General features: G+C 57.6%; 20 protein-coding genes and 2 pseudogenes. 8 read left to right on the top strand and 14 right to left on the bottom strand.

What is annotated here, in order from left to right; all coding sequences use genetic code 11:
- Nucleotides 1-70: 70 nt before the first annotated feature.
- Nucleotides 71-340, bottom strand: a pseudogene (locus EMQ_RS07335) (transposase); the annotation flags it as partial.
- A gap of 84 nt (nt 341-424) precedes the next feature.
- On the opposite strand from EMQ_RS07335, the pseudogene EMQ_RS07330 reads away from it, so the two are divergent.
- Both EMQ_RS07330 and EMQ_RS07325 read left to right on the top strand, forming a co-directional pair.
- Nucleotides 425-1,503: pseudogene (locus EMQ_RS07330) on the top strand (IS5 family transposase).
- Nucleotides 1,504-2,032: 529 nt separating this feature from the next.
- Nucleotides 2,033-2,968, top strand: a complete 936-nt coding sequence (locus EMQ_RS07325) for a hypothetical protein (RefSeq protein ID WP_018307613.1) — start codon at nt 2,033-2,035, stop codon at nt 2,966-2,968.
- 306 nt (nt 2,969-3,274) lie between these two features.
- On the opposite strand, the gene EMQ_RS07320 is transcribed toward EMQ_RS07325, so the two are convergent.
- On the bottom strand, nt 3,275-3,625 hold the full coding sequence (locus EMQ_RS07320) for a hypothetical protein (protein WP_018308235.1): 351 nt from the start codon (nt 3,623-3,625) through the stop codon (nt 3,275-3,277).
- Nucleotides 3,626-4,237: 612 nt separating this feature from the next.
- Between EMQ_RS07320 and EMQ_RS07315 the strand changes: the two genes are divergently transcribed.
- From EMQ_RS07315 to EMQ_RS07305, 3 genes are all read left to right on the top strand, one after another.
- A complete protein-coding gene (locus tag EMQ_RS07315; RefSeq protein ID WP_010668778.1) occupies nt 4,238-5,005 on the top strand; it encodes a hypothetical protein in 768 nt (255 codons plus the stop codon).
- Between the two features lie 138 nt (nt 5,006-5,143).
- The gene (locus EMQ_RS07310) at nt 5,144-5,377 is read left to right on the top strand and encodes a hypothetical protein (protein ID WP_010668777.1); all 234 of its coding nucleotides are present in this window, start codon (nt 5,144-5,146) and stop codon (nt 5,375-5,377) included.
- A gap of 90 nt (nt 5,378-5,467) precedes the next feature.
- Nucleotides 5,468-6,241: a hypothetical protein gene (locus tag EMQ_RS07305; protein WP_231367978.1), complete on the top strand. Its 774-nt coding sequence runs from the start codon at nt 5,468-5,470 to the stop codon at nt 6,239-6,241.
- A 56-nt stretch (nt 6,242-6,297) separates the two neighbouring features.
- Here EMQ_RS07305 and EMQ_RS07300 read toward each other — a convergent pair whose 3' ends face one another.
- The 6 genes from EMQ_RS07300 to EMQ_RS07275 all read right to left on the bottom strand — a co-directional run bounded on the left by EMQ_RS07300 (nt 6,298) and on the right by EMQ_RS07275 (nt 9,333).
- A complete protein-coding gene (locus EMQ_RS07300) occupies nt 6,298-6,846 on the bottom strand; it encodes a hypothetical protein (protein ID WP_010668775.1) in 549 nt (182 codons plus the stop codon).
- A gap of 12 nt (nt 6,847-6,858) precedes the next feature.
- Nucleotides 6,859-7,374 (bottom strand): hypothetical protein, encoded by a 516-nt coding sequence (locus EMQ_RS07295; RefSeq protein ID WP_010668774.1) that lies wholly within the window; start codon nt 7,372-7,374, stop codon nt 6,859-6,861.
- A gap of 63 nt (nt 7,375-7,437) precedes the next feature.
- Nucleotides 7,438-7,836, bottom strand: a complete 399-nt coding sequence (locus EMQ_RS07290) for a hypothetical protein (RefSeq protein WP_018307608.1) — start codon at nt 7,834-7,836, stop codon at nt 7,438-7,440.
- A gap of 137 nt (nt 7,837-7,973) precedes the next feature.
- On the bottom strand, nt 7,974-8,273 hold the full coding sequence (locus EMQ_RS07285; RefSeq protein ID WP_010668666.1) for a hypothetical protein: 300 nt from the start codon (nt 8,271-8,273) through the stop codon (nt 7,974-7,976).
- Between the two features lie 13 nt (nt 8,274-8,286).
- Nucleotides 8,287-8,457 carry a hypothetical protein gene (locus EMQ_RS07280; protein WP_018307607.1) on the bottom strand — a complete coding sequence of 57 codons (171 nt, stop codon included), beginning with the start codon at nt 8,455-8,457 and terminating at the stop codon, nt 8,287-8,289.
- 237 nt (nt 8,458-8,694) lie between these two features.
- Nucleotides 8,695-9,333, bottom strand: coding sequence for a LexA family transcriptional regulator (locus tag EMQ_RS07275; protein ID WP_173585204.1), 639 nt, complete (start codon nt 9,331-9,333; stop codon nt 8,695-8,697).
- Nucleotides 9,334-9,523: 190 nt separating this feature from the next.
- Here EMQ_RS07275 and EMQ_RS07270 point away from each other — a divergent pair, with 190 nt between their 5' ends.
- Nucleotides 9,524-9,769: a hypothetical protein gene (locus EMQ_RS07270; RefSeq protein ID WP_018307606.1), complete on the top strand. Its 246-nt coding sequence runs from the start codon at nt 9,524-9,526 to the stop codon at nt 9,767-9,769.
- A 224-nt stretch (nt 9,770-9,993) separates the two neighbouring features.
- Here the strand turns inward: EMQ_RS07270 and EMQ_RS07265 are convergent, their stop codons facing one another.
- Nucleotides 9,994-11,523 (bottom strand): LA2681 family HEPN domain-containing protein, encoded by a 1,530-nt coding sequence (locus tag EMQ_RS07265; RefSeq protein WP_010666366.1) that lies wholly within the window; start codon nt 11,521-11,523, stop codon nt 9,994-9,996.
- A 280-nt stretch (nt 11,524-11,803) separates the two neighbouring features.
- A complete protein-coding gene (locus tag EMQ_RS07260; RefSeq protein WP_018308237.1) occupies nt 11,804-13,738 on the bottom strand; it encodes a copper-translocating P-type ATPase in 1,935 nt (644 codons plus the stop codon).
- A gap of 266 nt (nt 13,739-14,004) precedes the next feature.
- On the opposite strand from EMQ_RS07260, the gene EMQ_RS07255 reads away from it, so the two are divergent.
- Together EMQ_RS07255 and EMQ_RS07250 are read left to right on the top strand one after the other, a co-directional pair.
- The gene (locus tag EMQ_RS07255; protein ID WP_010668292.1) at nt 14,005-15,456 is read left to right on the top strand and encodes a multicopper oxidase family protein; all 1,452 of its coding nucleotides are present in this window, start codon (nt 14,005-14,007) and stop codon (nt 15,454-15,456) included.
- A 144-nt stretch (nt 15,457-15,600) separates the two neighbouring features.
- Nucleotides 15,601-16,851 carry an MFS transporter gene (locus EMQ_RS07250; protein ID WP_010668291.1) on the top strand — a complete coding sequence of 417 codons (1,251 nt, stop codon included), beginning with the start codon at nt 15,601-15,603 and terminating at the stop codon, nt 16,849-16,851.
- Here EMQ_RS07250 and EMQ_RS07245 read toward each other — a convergent pair.
- The 4 genes from EMQ_RS07245 to EMQ_RS07230 all read right to left on the bottom strand — a co-directional run bounded on the left by EMQ_RS07245 (nt 16,845) and on the right by EMQ_RS07230 (nt 19,004).
- Nucleotides 16,845-17,132 carry a hypothetical protein gene (locus EMQ_RS07245; RefSeq protein ID WP_010668290.1) on the bottom strand — a complete coding sequence of 96 codons (288 nt, stop codon included), beginning with the start codon at nt 17,130-17,132 and terminating at the stop codon, nt 16,845-16,847. The two genes, EMQ_RS07250 and EMQ_RS07245, sit on opposite strands and share 7 nt — an antisense overlap.
- Nucleotides 17,133-17,215: 83 nt before the next feature.
- A complete protein-coding gene (locus tag EMQ_RS07240) occupies nt 17,216-17,728 on the bottom strand; it encodes a hypothetical protein (protein ID WP_132012121.1) in 513 nt (170 codons plus the stop codon).
- 395 nt (nt 17,729-18,123) lie between these two features.
- Nucleotides 18,124-18,642, bottom strand: a complete 519-nt coding sequence (locus tag EMQ_RS07235; protein WP_081471034.1) for an RES family NAD+ phosphorylase — start codon at nt 18,640-18,642, stop codon at nt 18,124-18,126.
- Nucleotides 18,639-19,004, bottom strand: coding sequence for an antitoxin Xre/MbcA/ParS toxin-binding domain-containing protein (locus tag EMQ_RS07230; protein WP_010668813.1), 366 nt, complete (start codon nt 19,002-19,004; stop codon nt 18,639-18,641). Before EMQ_RS07230 ends, EMQ_RS07235 begins: the two co-directional genes overlap by 4 nt.
- Nucleotides 19,005-19,034: the final 30 nt, after the last annotated feature.

The following is a 19,034-nucleotide window of genomic DNA, read 5'->3' as shown; positions in this document are numbered from 1 at the left end:
TGAATCTCATTTGCATCCTGCGGCGTATTTCGAGCACAAAAAGGCCACCCGTTGGGGGCAACTGTGTTGATCAATTGATCTGCTGCGGCTGTTGTTTCTGGATCATGGCATTGAGTATGACGAGCAGTTGTCGTGCGACGGCGATGAGGATTGTCTTTGGCGCCTTGCCCTTGGCGCGCATCCTGTCCTGCATGGCGATGAGCGCGGGCACGCGGTGAGAGGCGGACAGGGCTGCTATATAGAGGGCTTCGCGAACCTTTCGGCGGCCTCCCCAGATTCGCCGTGCACCCTTCCATGTGCCGCTTTCGCGCGCGTGGGGCGCCAGGCCGGCAAGAGAGGCGTTCTGGAGGGTTCGAAAAACCTATTGGTTTTGAGGCCCTCTCTGTGATTCCATTTTTCCGGTTTTTATTGGAGGAGTGGCGACATGAAACAGCCCGGTTTCTTTGATGTTGAAGAGCGGCTTTCTCGTTTGAGCGGGCTTGGTGATCAGCTCGAAGCCTTTTCCCGGACTGTGAATTTCGAAGCATTTCGTCCTGATCTGGATAAAGCGCTGGCCTATGCAGACGGCAGTAAAGGCGGTCGTCCGCCGTTTGATCCGGTGCTGATGTTCAAAATCCTGGTGATCCAGACGCTGAACAATCTGTCCGATGAACGAACGGAATACCTGATCAATGACCGTCTCTCCTTCATGCGCTTTTTAGATCTGGGGCTGTCGGACCGTGTGCCTGGTGCCAAAACCATCTGGCTGTTCAGGGAGCGTCTGACACAGGCGGGAGCAATTGATATTTTGTTCAACCGCTTTGATGCGACCCTGCGTAACGCTGGTTATCTGCCGATGTCAGGCCAAATCCTGGATGCCACGCTGGTAGCGGCTCCGAAGCAGCGCAATACCAACGATGAAAAGACTGATCTGCGGGAAGGACGGATCCCACAGGACTGGCAGGATAAACCGGCAAAGCTGTCCCACAAGGACAGGCATGCGCGCTGGACCCTGAAATTCACGAAAGCGAAGCGACAGGAAGACGGGAGTATGCCCGCAACGGATCTGGCCATCCCGTTTTTTGGTTACAAGTCGCACATCTCCATCGATAGGAAATTTCGGCTGATCCGCAAATGGAAGACGACAGATGCCGCTGCCAGTGACGGCGCGCGATTGAGAGAGGGCTTGCTTGATAAAAGCAATACAGCCTCAACGGTCTGGGCAGACACAGCCTACCGCTCAAAAGCCAATGAGGACTTCATGGAAAAGCAGGGCTTTGTCTCGAAGGTTCACAGGAAAAAGCCGCACCTCAAACCCATGCCCCGCCATATCCAGCGATCCAACGCAGGAAAATCAGTGATCCGATCCCGCGTCGAGCATGTCTTTGCCGATCAGAAATCACAGACGGGACTGTTCGTCCGAACCGTAGGCTTAACGCGGGCACCATGAGGATCGGGCAGGCCAATATCGTCTATAATATGCGCCGCTTTCTCCTCCTGGAGCGGATTAACGCCGCCGCGTAGCAATCCAGAGCATGAAACCCTCTCTCTGCTCAAAACGCAGAGTGAAAATCAGGACCAGGAACCAGAAATCAGGCGCAAGAGTAATCAATCAAGGGTTCTTCGAACCCTCCACGTCGAAGCTCTTGGCTCCATTGAACAACGGCCCCACTTTCATCCAGAACCAATGCCTCCAGATGATGTCGTGAATCATTGGGGCACCAGCCCTATCATAGATGTCGTTCGTCATCCGATGGCAGCATACGTACGCGGATGCTCACCAGGTAATTGGAGCGTGAGAGTCGTTATCCAGAGTCGTGGCAGAGAGCGGTCGGCGATGCTGGGCTTTCACAAAACAGTATCACGATAAAGTGATTTAAGGCTTCAAATCACATACGGAAACGCTCCATAGTAATCCGTAATGCTCCATGACTATTTCGCACTGTAAATCCGGTCGACATAAAAGCATGTGTTTTTATTTTGTGCTTTAATTTTTCTGGATTTTCTCGATGTCACGCGGTTAGCGTCACCGTAGACAAACAGGGAGACTGAAATGATACAAATCAGCGATCCGGATTACTTTTCTACGATCGAGCGCATTGAATGGCTGAAAGGTCATACGCGTCTTAATGCTGAAACAGGTGCCGCAGAGATGTGGAATATTGCTTGCGAGCAGTGGGTGGCGGTGTGGCCAGAAAATCTGGATGAACACTACCCAGCACTTGTAAAAGGCAATGTCGGTGCCAAGGAGGCATGGAATGAAATCTCGCTGGCTGCGAAAGCGTCTTCATCTGGAAAAGAACTCGACCCGGTCAAAGGGTATTACTCGTCAGCGGCAATTTCTCTCTGGGCACGTGAAAACCAGCGGATAGGTCAGGAAAGTGGAAAACTGGAAAGAAGAGATCCCATAAACCGGCAGTGGTACGAGGTTGAGTCTAAAGAGTGGTACTATCTTATTCCTGAAGCCTTTACGAGCTACGTTCTCCGCAGTCGCCTCGAGCGTTGCTTCAACGAAGAAGAGGCTAAACTTCGAGCTGCTTACAATGCTCAGAGAAATCCCGTGGACGACTTCGGCTGGCCACCCCCGGAGAAGGTTTCGGTTGGATTATTTTTCGGAGGGATCGAATTTAAAAATAATGCGTTTTTTCTTCGGAAAGATCCAGTTGATAAATTTGGTGCACTGTTAGCTGAAGCGGCAGTTTTCGACCTGCTTTTTGGAGGTAAAGGGCGTAAAGATGACGCATTTTTCAAGGAAGACCAACAGCAGACAACCCTTGATGTCGCTCTTGACCAATTCGATCCAGGTATTTTTGAAATATGGGCATCAGCAAGTCAGGAATTGCTGACTTCAAAGCGAATAGTTGAAGCGTTTTTTGAACGACCATGGCCGATTGGAACTGCGCAAACGCGTCGATTATGTATGGAATTAGAAAAGGCTGGCTGGAAAACATGTCGGAATGCACAGGAGCGCTGGTGGACGAAGCAATAAAGAAGTGTGTTGAGAGGCCGGCATGAGTGGGAAAGTTATTTTTCTGAATTTCTGACCGATCCAATGGATTTTTCATAAAACGTATTGGCTTTGCTATCATTGCGCATGAACATTCCTACTCAAGCCGCTCCCTTTGTTTCAGAGATAGTGGCAGGCTGATACGCGATAAGTATTCGTCTGCTTAGGCTCATTACTGTCCCGCACAAAATTACGGTAGGACGAATGCTCCGGTCGGTAATCGACCGGAGCATTCATATGAGGTCGACAATTGGCGCTGTCCACGTCGACCTCCCATATGCGGCCAAATTACCGCCTTTCTCCTGACGCCGCCAGGTCGTCGATTTCTCTCTGGGATATCACACGGATAAACTGGATAAGATGCTCGTGTGCATAGGGTTCACGTACGAACGCAAGCACGCAAGGGGCGGGTGGCGTATGCTGTATGTCCATCTTGCTGTCCGGTTGAACGCCCTGAAAGGCGACCGCCTGCATTTCACCATTTTTATCGAGATAAACATGCAGCCTCCTTGCGCTGCAACCCATCTCGCAAAAACCGGACATGATGAACGCGCTATCCGAATTTGCCTGGTAGATGATGTCGCTGTCTCCCGATAGCCCCGATTTCAATGCGATTGGAATGACATCCTCTGTGATCAAAGTTCGTCTGCATCGGATTTTCCAGTCATCAACCAACAGATATTCATGGGTTCGTCTGGCCTTATCCGTATGACGTCATCTGTCGTGATATCATTTCCGCAAGCGTAGGCACGCTGAAATACGATGACATCATCAAGAGCGGCATCACGGGACAGCATGACGCTCTCCAATATGCCGTCACACCAGAGCCATGACAGCCTGTCCCGTCTCAGAATGGCGTCATTTTCTCCGAAAATAATGAGGTTCGGTGACCTGTCATTCGCTGAAATAAGCGTCAATCGGCTGCTTCGACCCTGATTTAAGGCACGATACCGCATTTTGGTGCGCAGGGCGCACGCAAAACGCCGAAAAACGACGGTTATCCGCCATTTTTCGCATGGTCCTTCGAACGTCGCCGGATGCGCGCCTGACGGCGCGACTTTGACCCCGTCAAAGTCTGCATCCGGGAAACCGGAAGACAAGGTCTGTGAGAAGACGATCGGACAGGGCGACATCCTCGGTTCTGAGGGCTGTCGATGAAGGGACTGGTCCCTTCGTTCCCAGAGAGAAGAACGTGGCGTCTGGGCCTGTGTGCCCTCGCCGTGTCCTTCCTCGCCTTTCAGGACATGTTTCATGATACGAATTTCGTCTTCCTTTTTCTCTCCCGCCTCGCCGGTCAGTGCGTTCCGCTCTGACGGTGTGGGACAGCTCACGTCCCTTCGGTTGCGTCTGATCAGCTGGTGGCCGGCCAGACCCATGACCGGCTTTACCGAGGGCAGCCGCTTCGTGGTCGTGGTGCAGAATATCCTCTGGACCCCTCTCACCGTTTCGACGGTATGGGATTACGTCCGCACGATGGAGCTGCATCACGACGCCAGCGGACGGCTGTGCTTCGATGAATCGCTGGTCTTCGCCGAAGAGGGCATGGAGGCTCCGAACGCCATCGCCGTCTTCAACTACCATTTCCTGCGGCGCTTTCTCGCGGAGGACGACCCCGCACTGGCCCTGCCGGGCCTGTGCCTGCATCGCGCGGCCCGGGAGCTCTGGCCGCATCTGATGTTCCATACGCCGATGAGTCTGATCGTGCATGCCGCGTCCAGCGGGCGGCTGGCGGGTCTGGCACCAGAAGACCTGCTGGGGCTGACAGATCCGCAAAGGGATCTGTTGCTGTTCGACGCCCTGAGCCGGCAGATCAATCCGTCGAACCTGATCTGCCTGTCAGCCTCTACAGCGGTGGAGGCTGCCCCTGTCATCAACGGTCTGGCTGTTGATCCGCGCTGGTTCAGCACGGCGTGCGCGCCCGGCTACAGCCTGCAGGCCGGCCTGGAACATCTCGGTGTGCTCGAATGTCCCGAAGAGGATGATCTGCTGCCGGTCGATCTGTCTTGCCGGGGCCACTGAACGCTTTTTTTCTCTCTCTCCCAACCCCTGCTTTTTTCATGGCCTGCCCCAGACGGCTTTTCGGTCACCGGACGCTTCAGGAGCGTGCCGGTGTCGATCTGCGTCTGCAGGGCAGGCAGGAACAAGGATTACCCCTTTATGTCTGCCGAACATTTCTCTCTGCCCCGCACTGGCCTCGACCGGCTGATCGATGTCTGGCTGCAGATGCACGACGTGCTGCTGCCCGCCCTGTGTGTCGCCCGCGATGACGGTCCGGACGACACGCTGCCGTTTGGCCGCCCGCTGGAAGGCCATGTGCTGCTGCTCGGTGATCTCCTCGAAGATTTTGGCGAGACGCTTCAGGAGGTCATGGACAGTCCCGCTTCGGCGTGAATGCCGGATCATCTCTCCATCAACTCTGGTCATCACTCTGCCATCGGACAGAAACCCTTCTGTCCGATGGCTCTGCACAGGATTTTCATCATGCGTTATCAGACCTCACGCCATCAGACAGGCCCACATGGCGTATCCCGCACCAGTCGCCGTCTTCGCCAGACCCGTCGCCTCTCGCCGTGGGATGCGACAGACGAGGACCTGCAGTTCATGGCAGCACTCACCGAACGGCTGGGCGCACCGCCGGTCTCGACCATGATGCGCTATTGCGGCCCCGAGGCCCGGCATCTGGACCAGCTGGGCGAAAGCCTCGGTGACTGGCGGCGGGTGCTGGAGGCGCTCGCCCGGCGTTATCCGGATCTGCCACGATCGGGACAGCAGGCGTCCGACGGTACGACACTGGACTCCGCACCCGAGCGGATTGTCTGGGAAACCCTCGTGCAGCTGGTTCCCGATGAACTGGACGTGTGCTGCCATCCCTGGCTGGAAGAAGGGCGTTATCTGCGCAGCGATTTCGGTCTCTGCGCACCGGATGAGGAGACCCCGCTGGTCTGCATCGAGGTGATGGGCATGCTGGGCTCCGACCGGATCTGCCGGGCGGATGTCGAGGAAGCCTCTCTGGACCGTCTGGAGGACAAGCAGGACTGGTTCAGTCAGCCGGGCCGACCGCTGCTCCGCGTGATCTGGCTCGACATGATGGCGCACCCGGACTGGCTGGAGGCCATCTGTTCAGAAGCCATCGAAGCGGCTGTCGCTCAGCTTGTCTGCAACGGGGAGGAACGTCGCACATTGGTGCCGGATCGTAATGCACGATATGGGAAGCGACGTTCTCTCTCTTCTCCATACAGACGTGTGCGTGAGTAATGTGTGCGTGACGGAATGAACCGCGCCAGCTTTCCACATGGAAGGCCGGTTGCCGTTCAGTCGTTTTTGTCATCATGTGGCGGCAGCAGTTCAGGCTCTCTCCCGTCCTGCTGTCTGTCCACCTCCAGTGCCTTCTCGATCCGGGCTGCTCGCCACAGCAGGACGGGAGCAGCAAGGAGAAACAGAATGCCGGAACCGGGTGTGAAATAGAGATGGAAGCTCGAGAACGCAAAAAGAAAGCGGCTTGTCTCTGTCTGCGATGATTGCAGAAAAACGTAGATCCTGACGAGACAGAACAGCGCCATGCTCCATGACGCGCGATCACAGTAAAGACGAGGGATATTGAAGGAGGCGCGCTTCCGGCTCAACCACGATGCACCAAAACAGGCGATGGTCAGGCAGAGTATGATGCCCAGAATATGAAACCCGCTGAAGCCGGCGTGCTGAACCGAATTCATGCCGCGTTCGACATGGCGGTACGCACAGGACAGAAACCCCGCCAGAACGGTGCTGCCCAGCGCAGCCAGAGTCAGTTCATCCGGCGTGTTCCAGAACACACCCAACCGGGCCCTGATCCCTTCAAAATCGATGTCATTCCTGTTCATGGCGGGTTCTTTTTATTCTGTGTCGATGACGGCGCGTAACTGATAGGCGTGTCTGGCTGCCGACCAGCTCCAGACAGGCGTCTTTGGACCCGGTCCTCCGAAACTCAGATCGTGAACACCGTCATGACGGCTTTCCAGAATGGCAATGGCGGCAGCAGAGTTCTGCCACACGACATGATGCGTTCTGTCGAGAAGGGTGTAGCGGGCGCCATCACCCCCGAAGCAGGCTGGATCTTCTTCGATGACCGCCGTGAGGATGCCGGGAGTACCGCCGACATCAAGAGGCAGGATTTTGGGTGTCACGCGTGTCCCGCACAGATCGTGATACTGTCCGGCTGTTTTCGTGAGGTCGGGGACGGCCTTCAGGGTGGCGGTATCCGAGGATGTGGCCGGTCGGGCCTGCTCTGCGCTGAGCCAGTGGGCGTGCGCAATCATCTGTCTGTCGCTCTGACTGGCCGCCTGAGCGTGAGCAGAAACAGTGAGCAGCGACAACATGGCCGACAGGGGTAAAGACAGGAAAGGTTTCATGAAGGGAGTCCGTTTCATGGAGGAAGCAGATGTCACCCGTCATCCGGGATGCCGGATGCGGGCTCAGAAGACGCCGCTTCCGGTTTTGACCGCCGAGGCATTCATCGTGTGATGCCAGACGACGTCACCGTTAAAGAGAACGGTCAGGGTTTTCTCGGTGCCGTGTGTGCCCTGATGGAGATCGCCATACAGCGGAATGAAGTTCGCCGCGTCCGATGAGGCATTGGTGAAGGAATAGCGCCACTGTTCATGGCCGCTGTCGGTAAACGAGCTTTCACGGGGATCACCGAACTGAGCCCGGATCTGGGCCTTTGTCGTGACACCATCCTGAATCTTCTGGTCGATGGAGGTCACTGTTTCGTTCTTGAGGCTTTCGTTGCCTTCCGTGGCGCAGCCGGACAGCAGGATCATGGCTGTCAGAGAAACAGCACCGCCGAGCATTTTGAGCGAGCGTGAGGACATGGAGGCATTTTCCTTTTTTGTGAGATGATGGAAAGATCGGATATTGGAGGCAGTTGGATGTGTGTCTGTCTCGCCGACTGTATTCAGGCGGATTTATTTGATTTCGTCAGTAAAAGTGGTTTCTGAATCGGACCTGTTCAGTCGAGCCCGTAGAACTTCCGTCGTTCTTCTGCGGTCCTGCATTTTTCCAGCATCGGCCTGCGGGGATAGACCCACGCGGCAAGCCCGAAACAGAACACGATGACCGGATGAAAGGGGATCGATATGACAACCCCGCAGATGACGCAGACGCAGGCACAGAACAACGTCATGTCACGAAGTTCCTTGCGGTTTGCGGCTTCTTCCGCGCCATATTCTTCTTCATAGGCGGCAAGGCGGGCAGCCTTTTTATCGACGCTGCTCTCACCGGCCTGCAGAATGGTGTCATTGAGGGGCATCGTGCTCTCTCGGTCAGTCATGACGGTGGAACAGAAACATGCACGCCAGATAGGAGCAGATCATGATGAGGCTCGGAGAGAGGACATCACTCGTGACGAGCCAGTCGCCGAATTTATTCAGGTATACCAGCAGGATGATCCCGCCCACCACGACCCCGAAGACAAGGGCTGTCAGAAGCAGCATGTCAGGGTGCTCCTGCGCCATAACGGACAGAAAACACGCTGAACGACGCGATCCGACAGGGTGTGCGATCGAAAACTGACAGAGACACCATCATGACCTCCCGATGGCAGAAGGGCGAAAAGCGCTGGCCCTACATGCCTGATGGGAGGGATAATTTACGAGATATCGCCTGCCGTCAATACGAAATATCGTATTTTGTGACAGTCAGCTCTTCGCCGGTCGTTTCCGGCCGGGTCGTTACGGCCGGGGCACGCCGCCGGTCCACACAACTTCACCCAGCAGCCGGAAGCAGCCCAGCTGGTTTTCTTCGACATCCTGCGGCGGGTAGCGGTGGTTGTCGGCTATGACCCGCACGCCGCCGCCCAGACGAGGATCGAGGCGGCGGATCATCAGCGTACCGCTGCTTTCCAGCGCATAGAGGGCGCTGGCCGTGACAGTCGTCACGCTACGGTCGACGATCACCAGGTCGCCTGAGGCCAGCGTGGGCTCCATCGCATCGCCCTCGCTGGTCATCAGGCAGAGGGCAGAGAGATCCCGGGGGATGGCGCTCTGCAGCCAGTCGCGTCCGATCCGCAGGCCGTCCTCGTGATTGTCGTGCCAGGGAATGACAATCTGCCGGGTGGCGGTGGCTGTTCCGTCCGGACTGTCGGTTCCGGGGCCTGTGCCGCTGCCAAAGGCCAGCCAGTCCAGGGAGACTCCACAGACGCGGGCTAGTGAAGCGATGGCGGAGAATTTCATCTCGCCACCGTTCATATAATCCCGCAGGGTCGTGTAGGGGACGCCGGCCGCTTTTGCGGCGTGGGTGATGCCGATGCTCTGGGCGGCTTCACGGAGACGCTCGCCACGCTCGCGCATCAGGCGGATCTGTTCATCCATGAGCTTGCGCTTCTGTCTGCGTTTGCGGGCCACACTTTCTGTCCTCATCACAAAATGAGGACGCTATACGGATTCCCGCTTGATATGTAAGTCGGAAAAGCGTAGTTCTGTGAATCGAAATGTTGCGGGACCCGTCACTCGTCATGGTCAGATCCTCGCACAGAAACGGCGTTCTGTCGAAGGGATTATCATGCCTGAAGATCCGCTCCTGCCACCGCCCGCACATACTCCCGGTCTTGAGGACCTCCATGCCGGACTGCACGACGTGCTGCGTCTGATCGAGATCGAGCATGCCCTGCTGCGCGGGCGGCTGGAAAGCCTGAAGGCTGACAGCGAGGGGGCGAGGCTGCTGGAAGGGGTGATGGTCCTCGGCGCTGTGCTTCAGCAGAGGATGGCAGGGCTGCTGCAGATCTGTCGGGACATCGGGGGGCTGTGAGTGAGGGTGAGGGGTTCCCCTCTGCGCGATGAATGGGGACCGGACGAACGGAGTAGAGAGCCAGTGATCTACTGGTCTGTTATGGGCGGACGCGAAGTGTCTCCGTGATACTGTGCGAGAGGCAGATTTGGGGGGATAACGGAAGGTCAGCTTCCGGATCACAATTTAAATTACCTGACACTCAGTCAGACCATAATACTATTGTCCTGCTGGAGCAGTCTTTCTTAATTCGGATCATAGCGCTTCCACCGATCTTCGAACCAGTAAAGTGGCATTGATCCAACCATATCTTCCGAATCATCACGCAACTTCTTGCGCTCTTCATGCCTAATCGCGAATGACACATAAAACAAAGCCGACCGCGCAATCTGCATTACCCGGATCGCCTTCGATTCCAGTTCGTCGCTCCCAATGGCAATCCCAAAACTACTGGTGCTGGATGGCCCGATCATGAACGGCTTGGCCCAACCCATGCTTACACGCAGATAGGTATGTTCAAGAGCGTTGCGGATCGCATGGAGTTCTCGGGCATCTGCGGACGTTGTCTGCTTGAGTTGATCGTCAAACAGTTCCTTTGAGAGCCAATAGAGTCCTCGTAGAGACCAATTGTTTGATTCTTCGAATTGCGGAAGCAGTCTCTGTTTCTTTTCGACCATCCAGACATTCTTAAAGCTGATATGCGCGGGTACCTTTCCCAATTTCCAATAGCGGTCGATCAAAAATGCAATCTTGTCGAGTAAGGAATACGCGATACGAAATGCTGTGCGCACCTTCTCGCTCGCGAGTGAATAAAGCGGGTAATCTAGCGTATTAGTGAGCATGACCCCACGGTCGGAGAAATGGACCCGTGTGCTACTCATTCCTTCGAACAGCATGTAGCGCGCCGAGACGTATTCCTGTTTCATTTGACTAAAAAAGCCGATGATCGGAGGAGGTGAATAGTCACCGGGGCGCTCGTCGAACCTCTCCCTAATGCCGGGCAACATCAGCTCATCGGTCGCTGCGGCGAGATACGATCCGAGATCGTTCAATGAGCAAAGAAACAGCCGTTTATCGAGGCACCACTGACGATAAGCGCGTTCCACTTTCGATCGGCCCTGTTTACCCTGATCGAGATTCTGCATTGCTCGTACAGCATCGACATTGACCGCTCTTCCAAGAGCCTCGGCCGTCTCCTTGAATTGCGCAACGACGGGCAGAAAGTTAGGAGACTCATGCATCGCATCCGGCGCCACCGCTTTGCAAAGGCTGTCATAGGCATGGAGCGCCAGAATAGCTCGCTCTCGATTGTCGTCGACCATACCAGCATAATACCTAAGTCCGGCACCGCGATTACCGAGAGCCATTGCGAAGTGCGGGTCGATGCGGAGCGCCTCGTCCCAACCGGCGATAGCATCGATCGAGCGGCCGACCCCGTTGAGCAGATTGGCACGATTGGTCAGGATCTGGCAGCGCCGTCCATTATCGAGCCTCATGAACCCGGGATGGCTGGCTGCGCGCGTGAGCGCCAACATCTCTTCCTGAAGTTCCACACTCTCCCAAGACCAGGATTGCCGAATATTAGCAATCTGCGATCGCGTAGCCCAAGCATTAGCCCGGAAATATTCTGCCAGCACGGCCGTTTCTTCGGGGAGTGGTCTCTTTGTAAGCTCATCAAGCAAGTACAATGCACGCTTCGCACCACGTTCAAATGCAGCATCACAGGAATCGTCTATCAGCCGACCGATATGTTCGAGTGCCTCGTCGTCACTCATTTTTGTAATGCTGCGTTCGCAGCTTTTATTAAGAGCGTCGAGATTAGGCTGATTGGACAATTTGACTGGCACTCTGGATTCTGGCTGAGGAGGACTCCTCACGATAATTTTGAGTTTCTCGGCTGCTGTGATGCCTATCAAGGGGCTACCAGGGGACGAAGATCAGCAATTTGTTGCGTTCAGTGCTTACGTTGGAACGGGAGGAAAGCTGAAGGTCGGCTTCCAAGCCATAATCAGTCGTTTTCAAGATGGATCGTAGAAAAAGGCGATAGCGGACCAACTATATGGAACCAGCATGGTGTGGGGCCGTAGGGTGCATTGCCACCACCGGCTCTTTTCCGAGCCTGAGCGCATTGGTGACGACCGTGACGGATGACAGGGCCATGGCGGCGCCCGCGATCATGGGCGAGAGCAGCATGCCGAAAACCGGGTAGAGGGCGCCTGCCGCGACCGGGATGCCGATCCCGTTGAACAGGAATGAGAAGGCGAGGTTCTGCCGGATATTGCGCATGGTGGCATGCGCCAGCATCCGGGCGCGGACCAGGGCGCCAAGGCTTCCGTGCGCCAGCGTGATCCCCGCACTCTCGATGGCGACATCCGTTCCGGTGCCCATGGCGATGCCGACGGAGGCCGCCGCCAAGGCGGGTGCGTCGTTCACGCCGTCGCCCGTCATGGCTACACGCGCGCCGGACGCCTCCAGACGCCGGATGATGTCCGCCTTGTCCTGCGGCTTCAGCCCGGCATGGATTTCCGCGATATGGCCTGCTGCCTTCGCCACCGCTTTCGCAGTCGTCTCGTTATCGCCGGTGAGCATGACAATGCGCAGACCGTCCGCGTGCAACGCCGCAAGGGCCGCCTGCGTATCCGCCCGCAGGGGATCGGCCACGGCTATCAGCCCTGCCAGTTTTCCGTCGATCGCCACGAACATCACACCCGCGCCACCCTGCCGCCGTGCCGTGGCTGTTGCCTCCAACCGTGTTGTGTCAGCACCGGCCTGCTTCAGGCGCTCGGCATTGCCGATCACCACCTGATGGCCGTCAACGGTACCGCTGATACCAAGACCGGGTTGCGAGGCGAAATCACTGACCGGCGCGGGATCGCCGTGACGATCCTTCAGTGCCCGTACCACTGCCTGCGCCAGCGGGTGCTGCGATTGTGCCTCGACCGAAGCGGCCAGGCGCAGCACGTCGGTGTCCTGCCAGCCTTCTGTCACGTCAAGGCCGATCAGTCGCGGGTGCCCTTCCGTCAGCGTGCCTGTCTTGTCCACCACCAGCGTGTCCACCGTGTCCAGCGCCTGCAACGCTTCGGCATTGCGGACCAGAACGCCCTCGCGCGCTCCGCGTCCGGTGCCGACCATGATGGACATCGGCGTGGCCAGACCCAGCGCGCAGGGGCAGGCGATGATCAGGACCGATATGGCGTTGAGCAGCGCATGGCCGAAGCGCGGCGCAGGGCCCATAGCGTACCAGACAATGAAGGTCAGCACGGAGATGGCCAGCACCAGCGGCACAAACCAGCCCGATATTCGGTCGGCCACGGTCTGGATCGGCGCGCGCGAGCGCTGCGCGGCCGCGACCATCTTTACAATGCGGGCCAGCATGGTGTCGCTGCCTACGGCCTGTGCCTCGATTTCCAGGCTGCCAGTGCCATTGATGGTGCCCCCCGTAACCGGGTCGCCGGGTTTTTTCGTTACTGGCGCAGGCTCGCCAGTGATCATCGACTCATCCACGCTGGATGCGCCGGAGATCACCAACCAATCAACCGGAACGGACTCGCCTGGCCTGATGCGCAGCCGGTCGCCCTTCACGACGCCCTTGACCGCCACGTCATTCTCGTGGCCGTCTGGACCGACGCGGTGCGCCTGCTTCGGCGTGAGATCGAGCAGGGCACGGATGGCGTTGCCGGTTGCGGCGCGGGCGCGCAGTTCCAGGACCTGGCCCAGCAGCACGAGCGCCACCACAACGCCTGCTGCTTCGTAATAGACCGGCAGCGTGCCGTCCATCTGCCGGAAGGTTGCAGGAAAGGCCGCTGGTGCGAACGTGGCCGCGAGGCTGTAGCCGAACGCCGCGCCGGTACCGAACATGATCAGGGTGAACATTTCGAAATGGCCGGTGCGCAGTGAGGCGAGGCCACGCTGGAAGAACGGCAGTCCCGCCCAGCAGACGATAGGCAGCGTGAGCGCCAACTGGATCCACGGTGAAAGGGCAGGTGGCACGAGATGCAGGCCGATAGACTCACCTGATCTTCTCTTACTCGCTTGCCAGATCGGATACGAGGAGAAAAAATCACCGAATTATTCTGCCAGGCTCAGAATGGGGCGGCCAACTCTGGAACCGCCTGCGAAATATAATGGATTCTCTTCAAGTGGCTTCCAGTATTACGGTGAAGGCATGTACTGAGGCCCTTCGGTTTTCCCCCTGAAACCCTCCAATGGTTACGAGCGTTAGAAAGGCAGCCGTTTCTTCATGATCGGACAGCATTGTGACGCTGAATCGCCGCTCATTTCTTATGCTGGCCGGGCCAACAATGTTGGCCGCCACGGTGCCGGGCTGGGCCAGAGGCACAGGCTCCGTCGCAGGTGGAAAAGCTGACCATACGCTGCGGATTGCCACGGGCCTTGTGGAACTTGCACCCGATCGTATCATTTCAACCAGGCTTTATAACGGCCAGTTTCCAGGTCCCCTGCTGCGCCTCACGGAAGGTCGCCGGGTCGTCGTCGATATTTTCAATGATACCGACACGCCGGAACTTGTGCATTGGCACGGGCAGACGATCCCCAGCGATGTCGATGGCGCAGCGGAGGAGGGCACGCCCACGATACTGCCGCACGGCATGCGCCGGATCGACTTTGTGCCGAAGCCGTCGGGCTTTCGCTTCTATCATACGCATGTCGCGGCGAGCAGTGATCTCAATCGTGGCACATATACCGGTCTGGTCGGGCCGCTCTATATCGAGCCAAAGGAGAATCCCGGTAACTATGATCGCGAGGTCTTCCTGGTGCTGAAGGAATTCTCACCGTTCTTCAGCCGGGGCGGCGATATGGCGATGGATGCGCTGGCCGGCGCGCCCATCGCTGAACTGGTGCAGATGGGAAAGACCGCCGACGCGGCCGCCAGGGAGAAGGCAAAGGGCTTCGAGGTCGGTTATGACGCCTTCACGATCAACGGAAAGATCCTGGGACATGGAGAGCCTATCCACGTGAAGCAGGGCGAGCGCGTGCTGTTCCACGTCCTCAACGGCAGTGCGGGTGAAATCCGTAGCCTTGCCCTGCCCGGACATGTCTTCAGGGTTATAGCGCTCGATGGCAATCCGGTGCCGGTGCAGGCCGAGGTTCCCGTACTCTGGCTGGGCACGGCAGAGCGTGTTTCGGCTCTTGTCCGGATGGATCGACCGGGTATCTGGGTCATGGGGGATCTGGCAGACGAGGACCGCCGGCGCGGCATGGGCATCGTCATTGCCTATGACGGGCAAAGAGGTAAGCCGGTCTGGATTACGCCCAAACCAGTGCGTTGGGATTACACGCATTTCGGCAGCGGGCAGGCCACGATTGCACCCGACGAGACGATCGAGATGACGATCGTCAAGCGCAACGCCGCGCGCGGTGGCTTCAACGAATGGACCCTCAATGGCGAAGCCTTCTCGATGGAGACGATGCGGCCGCGCTATAGGCTGCATGAGGGGCGGCGTTACCGGCTCAGGGTCCGTAACGCCAGCGATGACATCCACCCGCTGCACCTGCACCGGCATAGTTTCGAACTGGTCCGGATCGGCGGCAGGCCAACCGGTGGCGTGATCAAGGATGTCGTGATGCTGGGCGGATTCCAGGAACTCGAATGCGATTTCGTTGCCGACAACCCGGGGCCGACGCTCTTTCATTGTCATCAGCAGCTTCACATGGATTTCGGCCTCATGGCGCTCTTCGATTACGCGTGACATCGCTCACACCGGTGAGCCAAGCGTGATGCCAGCATAGGCGGGCCGCCCCTCCCCACCACAAAGGAGCGCGGCCTCGGAACCGTGGGGTGAGCAGGGCTTTCTCCCTCTCATGACGATAAATCTTCATGGGTGGATCGATGGATGCCCCGAGCCTGCTTCACCGGACTTTCACGAAACGTTGTCCTTTTGGCCATCGCAAGCCTGTTTACCGATATTTCGACGGAGATGCTCTATCCGGTCCTGCCAGTCTTTCTGACGCAGACGCTGGGTGCATCGGGCAGTATTGTCGGGTTGATAGACGGCTGCGCGCAAGCGGCACAGAATATCGCACAGGGCATTTCCGGCGCGCTGTCCGACAGGCTGCGCAAGCGAAAATCGATCGCGCTGATCGGCTATTTTCTGGCAGCACTTTCCAAGCCCCTGATGGGGCTTTCCACCAGTTGGACAGGCCTGTTCGGGGCACGCATGCTGGACCGGCTGGGGACGGGCGCGCGCTCGGCACCGCGCGATGCGCTCATCGCGTCTTCGGTGGAGGAAAAAAAACGGGGCAGGGCGTTCGGCCTCGAAGGGGCGGGGGACAATGCGGGCGCCTTTCTTGGTCCGCTGCTGGCGGCATTGCTGCTCTCCCTGCCGCAGGTCGGGATACGGTCAATTTTCTATCTGGCCCTTATTCCCGGGCTGCTGGCGGTTTGCATGGTTCTGTTCGTGACGGACAATCCCGAAGCGGTGGTAGCCCAATCCAGGCTTGGCGCCGGGCTTGGACGATTTCCGGTCATGTATTGGAAATATCTGTTGGTGACCGCATTGTTCGGTCTGGGCTGTTCGAGCAACGCTTTCCTGATTTTGCGGCTCCAGGAAGCCGGTATGTCCTTGCAGGCTACCATCCTGCTCTACTCGGTCTTCAACCTGGTGGCGGCCCTGGTGTCCTATCCGGCCGGATATCTGTCCGATCAATGGGGGCGAAGAAGCATGCTGCTGCTTTCGTTCGTCATCTTCCTGATCGCGTCTCTCGGCTTTGCTCTGTCCAGGAATGGTATTCTGCTTCCGGTACTTTTTGTCGTTTATGGCCTGTATCAGGGCATATCACGCAGTATCGGCAAGACGCTGGCAGCCGATCTCGTGCCGCCAGAACTGCGAGCCACCGGGATTGGCTGGTATAGTGCGACCGTTGGCCTGTTCCAACTGGTGGCCAGCATTGTCGCCGGAGAATTATGGGACCATATCGGTCACGCAGCTGTATTTTACGACGGCGCGCTCTTTGCGGTCGTCGGTATCATCGGGCTGCTGGTATTGCTTCCACGGGGGACAGGAAACGGATTGTGTATATCAGCGTCCCGTTCACCTGAAATGTGTCAGCCGCTCTCAACGGACCATGAACGGCCCACTCAATAGGGTGGAGGATAAGCCGGTGCCATGGGATAACGCGGCGCTGCAGGGTACCCCGGAGCCACCGGGGCGGACGGCACAGCGCCAGCGACCACGCTGACAATCGCCATCACCTTGCGTGGCTGCCAGGTCTCGTATCCGGTGGGCGGAAACTCGTCCTTGTAGGTCAAGGCGTGATCATAGGTTAGCGACTCCATCGCCATGTGAAGTTCGAGCGCCGCATATTTCAGACGTTCATCGGCCACGGAAGTGAGTTCGTCTCTGGCGCGCGCCAGATCGCCGGACATCGTTACGATAATCGGTTATGCTCGCCTTCCCAGTCCAAAATGGGTGTGGCGGCGAACAGTACTCGGGCTTTGTGTCACGCCGCTCATGCCGCCGATTGCTCGGCGTCGGCCTGCGGGCTGCCTTCGCTCCCGAGTGCAGCCAGGACATGAGCATGCACTTCGCCAAGATTGATCAGCGTCACGATTTCGGGTGCTTCCTCAAGCGCCTTCTTCAGGCGTTCCATCTGGTCGGGTTCGTAGATGATGTGGTCGCCGTAAGGCGGCCAGATCGCCATCAACCGAGGAACAGGCTTCCTGTCGTGGGCGAAGGCGGACCAGAGGTCCTGTTGAGATACGACGGAATTCGCGGCTTCAAAGGTGAAGCCCGCGTCGATCAGCAGCTTCGCCATCCGAAACAGGCAAAGGTCAGGAACACTGAAACGCTTCCACTTCGCACGCGGGTTGGGATCGTCGTGGATGTCGGTGCCCGGCTTATAAAAGCCGGGTAACATTCCTGCACGGCCGCCCAATCCCCGCTTCAGATAAGAGCGCAATCCCTCGTATCCGACACCGACAATCTCGGCCGCTCGCGCTGTTGTTACGGTACGATGGGACATAGTGGCTCCAAAATCGGTCTCATTGGCACCGAATATAGAGATACTAAAAACCGGTGTCAATGGGACCGAATTGGTGCCGGAGGGAAACTGGACCGAGAGGGTGGCGGTCGAACTGGCGGAGCATTCCGATTAGCGAGCACGACGACCATGAACCGCACCACGCATCTTCGCCCATCGACCATGTTCTGAGCGAACTCCAACTCCATGGCTATGACCGATAATTCGACAGCCTTGCTGGGAGACTGTGCCGCTGAAGGAAGTAGCCTTTATGGAGATTATAATTTCCGAGGAAGAACTACCTTCCGCAATAAGCCGCCATACCGCTTTTCCCCATTGCTATCGTTAAGCTTGGGCGCTGGATAGTTGACATTCGGTAATCTCACTTTCCAGTCAGCTTATGGCCACGACGCTGCGGTTGTGGGCAGTCGCCTCTCATCATCAATGACGGTTACGCGGGAGGGCAGACTGTCTGACCATGCCCAGAAGACGAGGTTTCTGTCGTGTTCTGTCGCTCCAGGGGCAAAGCTCGGGACGATGATGCCTGCTGCTCCGTCGGCCATGAGCGCCTTTGCCAGTTCCCATGAAGGCGGTGTTTTGCCCTGGTCAGCAAGGTCTTCCCACGGACAGGCCAAGGTGGCGGGGGAGAAACCCCGATCGTTAAGACTGGAGAGATTGGTCAGATCGACGATGGGCTCGCTATCGACGTCATAGGCACAGATCGTCAAAGGTTGCGGCTTGAATGGAAAGCCCTGCTGGGCTTCGAGCCAGGCCGTCTCCATCCGAAGTGATGTGTAAAGGGCAGGTGTGCCGACCGGGTTGAACCGACCTCCGTGAAGCGCCGCACCATCGCCTGATAATGGGGTGAAAGACCAGCGGGGATTGTGAGCCCTGAATACCCGTCCGGTAAACCTCACGCGTAACCGCCGGTTGCAATTCGATCCAGGTAGCGCCGGACGGCGTCGGCGCGCCCCTCTCGGACGAGCGCCTCGGCAGTCTGGTCACCGAAGGAGGGCAGGGGTTGTGACCGGTACCATGCAAAAGCCTGTTGGGCTGAACCTGCCCATGGCCTGACGCGATTGAGGATCTCGACCATGTCGCGCAGCCTCGCCTGGGTGGCGGGGCGGCCGAGGCGTGCGCTTTTCGAGACGGCGTCGCGCGACAGGCCCAGTGTTACGGCCAGTTCGCCTCGGGTGATGTGCAGCATATTGCTCAGCCGTTCCGCCGCGATCAGCCCGGACGGATCAAAGGCGTCAGAGAGGAATGTGGTCTCAGACATGACGGAGCGCCTCATATATTGACCATGATG

Origin of the sequence: Acetobacter aceti NBRC 14818, assembly GCF_000193495.2 — a bacterium.
Classification (GTDB): domain Bacteria; phylum Pseudomonadota; class Alphaproteobacteria; order Acetobacterales; family Acetobacteraceae; genus Acetobacter; species Acetobacter aceti.
Note: the sequence above shows the minus strand (reverse complement) of the source record. Positions and strands in the feature narration are given on the sequence as shown.

What these genes read in the sequence shown, in the direction of transcription:
- EMQ_RS07325 (WP_018307613.1), top strand. Translation starts at nt 2,033, where the DNA reads ATGATACAAATCAGCGATCCGGATTACTTTTCTACGATCGAGCGCATT.
- EMQ_RS07315 (WP_010668778.1), top strand. Translation starts at nt 4,238, where the DNA reads ATGATACGAATTTCGTCTTCCTTTTTCTCTCCCGCCTCGCCGGTCAGT.
- EMQ_RS07310 (WP_010668777.1), top strand. Translation starts at nt 5,144, where the DNA reads ATGTCTGCCGAACATTTCTCTCTGCCCCGCACTGGCCTCGACCGGCTG.
- EMQ_RS07305 (WP_231367978.1), top strand. Translation starts at nt 5,468, where the DNA reads ATGCGTTATCAGACCTCACGCCATCAGACAGGCCCACATGGCGTATCC.
- EMQ_RS07300 (WP_010668775.1), bottom strand. Translation starts at nt 6,846, where the DNA reads ATGAACAGGAATGACATCGATTTTGAAGGGATCAGGGCCCGGTTGGGT.
- EMQ_RS07295 (WP_010668774.1), bottom strand. Translation starts at nt 7,374, where the DNA reads ATGAAACCTTTCCTGTCTTTACCCCTGTCGGCCATGTTGTCGCTGCTC.
- EMQ_RS07290 (WP_018307608.1), bottom strand. Translation starts at nt 7,836, where the DNA reads ATGTCCTCACGCTCGCTCAAAATGCTCGGCGGTGCTGTTTCTCTGACA.
- EMQ_RS07285 (WP_010668666.1), bottom strand. Translation starts at nt 8,273, where the DNA reads ATGCCCCTCAATGACACCATTCTGCAGGCCGGTGAGAGCAGCGTCGAT.
- EMQ_RS07280 (WP_018307607.1), bottom strand. Translation starts at nt 8,457, where the DNA reads ATGCTGCTTCTGACAGCCCTTGTCTTCGGGGTCGTGGTGGGCGGGATC.
- EMQ_RS07275 (WP_173585204.1), bottom strand. Translation starts at nt 9,333, where the DNA reads ATGGATGAACAGATCCGCCTGATGCGCGAGCGTGGCGAGCGTCTCCGT.
- EMQ_RS07270 (WP_018307606.1), top strand. Translation starts at nt 9,524, where the DNA reads ATGCCTGAAGATCCGCTCCTGCCACCGCCCGCACATACTCCCGGTCTT.
- EMQ_RS07265 (WP_010666366.1), bottom strand. Translation starts at nt 11,523, where the DNA reads ATGAGTGACGACGAGGCACTCGAACATATCGGTCGGCTGATAGACGAT.
- EMQ_RS07250 (WP_010668291.1), top strand. Translation starts at nt 15,601, where the DNA reads ATGCCCCGAGCCTGCTTCACCGGACTTTCACGAAACGTTGTCCTTTTG.
- EMQ_RS07245 (WP_010668290.1), bottom strand. Translation starts at nt 17,132, where the DNA reads ATGTCCGGCGATCTGGCGCGCGCCAGAGACGAACTCACTTCCGTGGCC.
- EMQ_RS07240 (WP_132012121.1), bottom strand. Translation starts at nt 17,728, where the DNA reads ATGTCCCATCGTACCGTAACAACAGCGCGAGCGGCCGAGATTGTCGGT.
- EMQ_RS07230 (WP_010668813.1), bottom strand. Translation starts at nt 19,004, where the DNA reads ATGTCTGAGACCACATTCCTCTCTGACGCCTTTGATCCGTCCGGGCTG.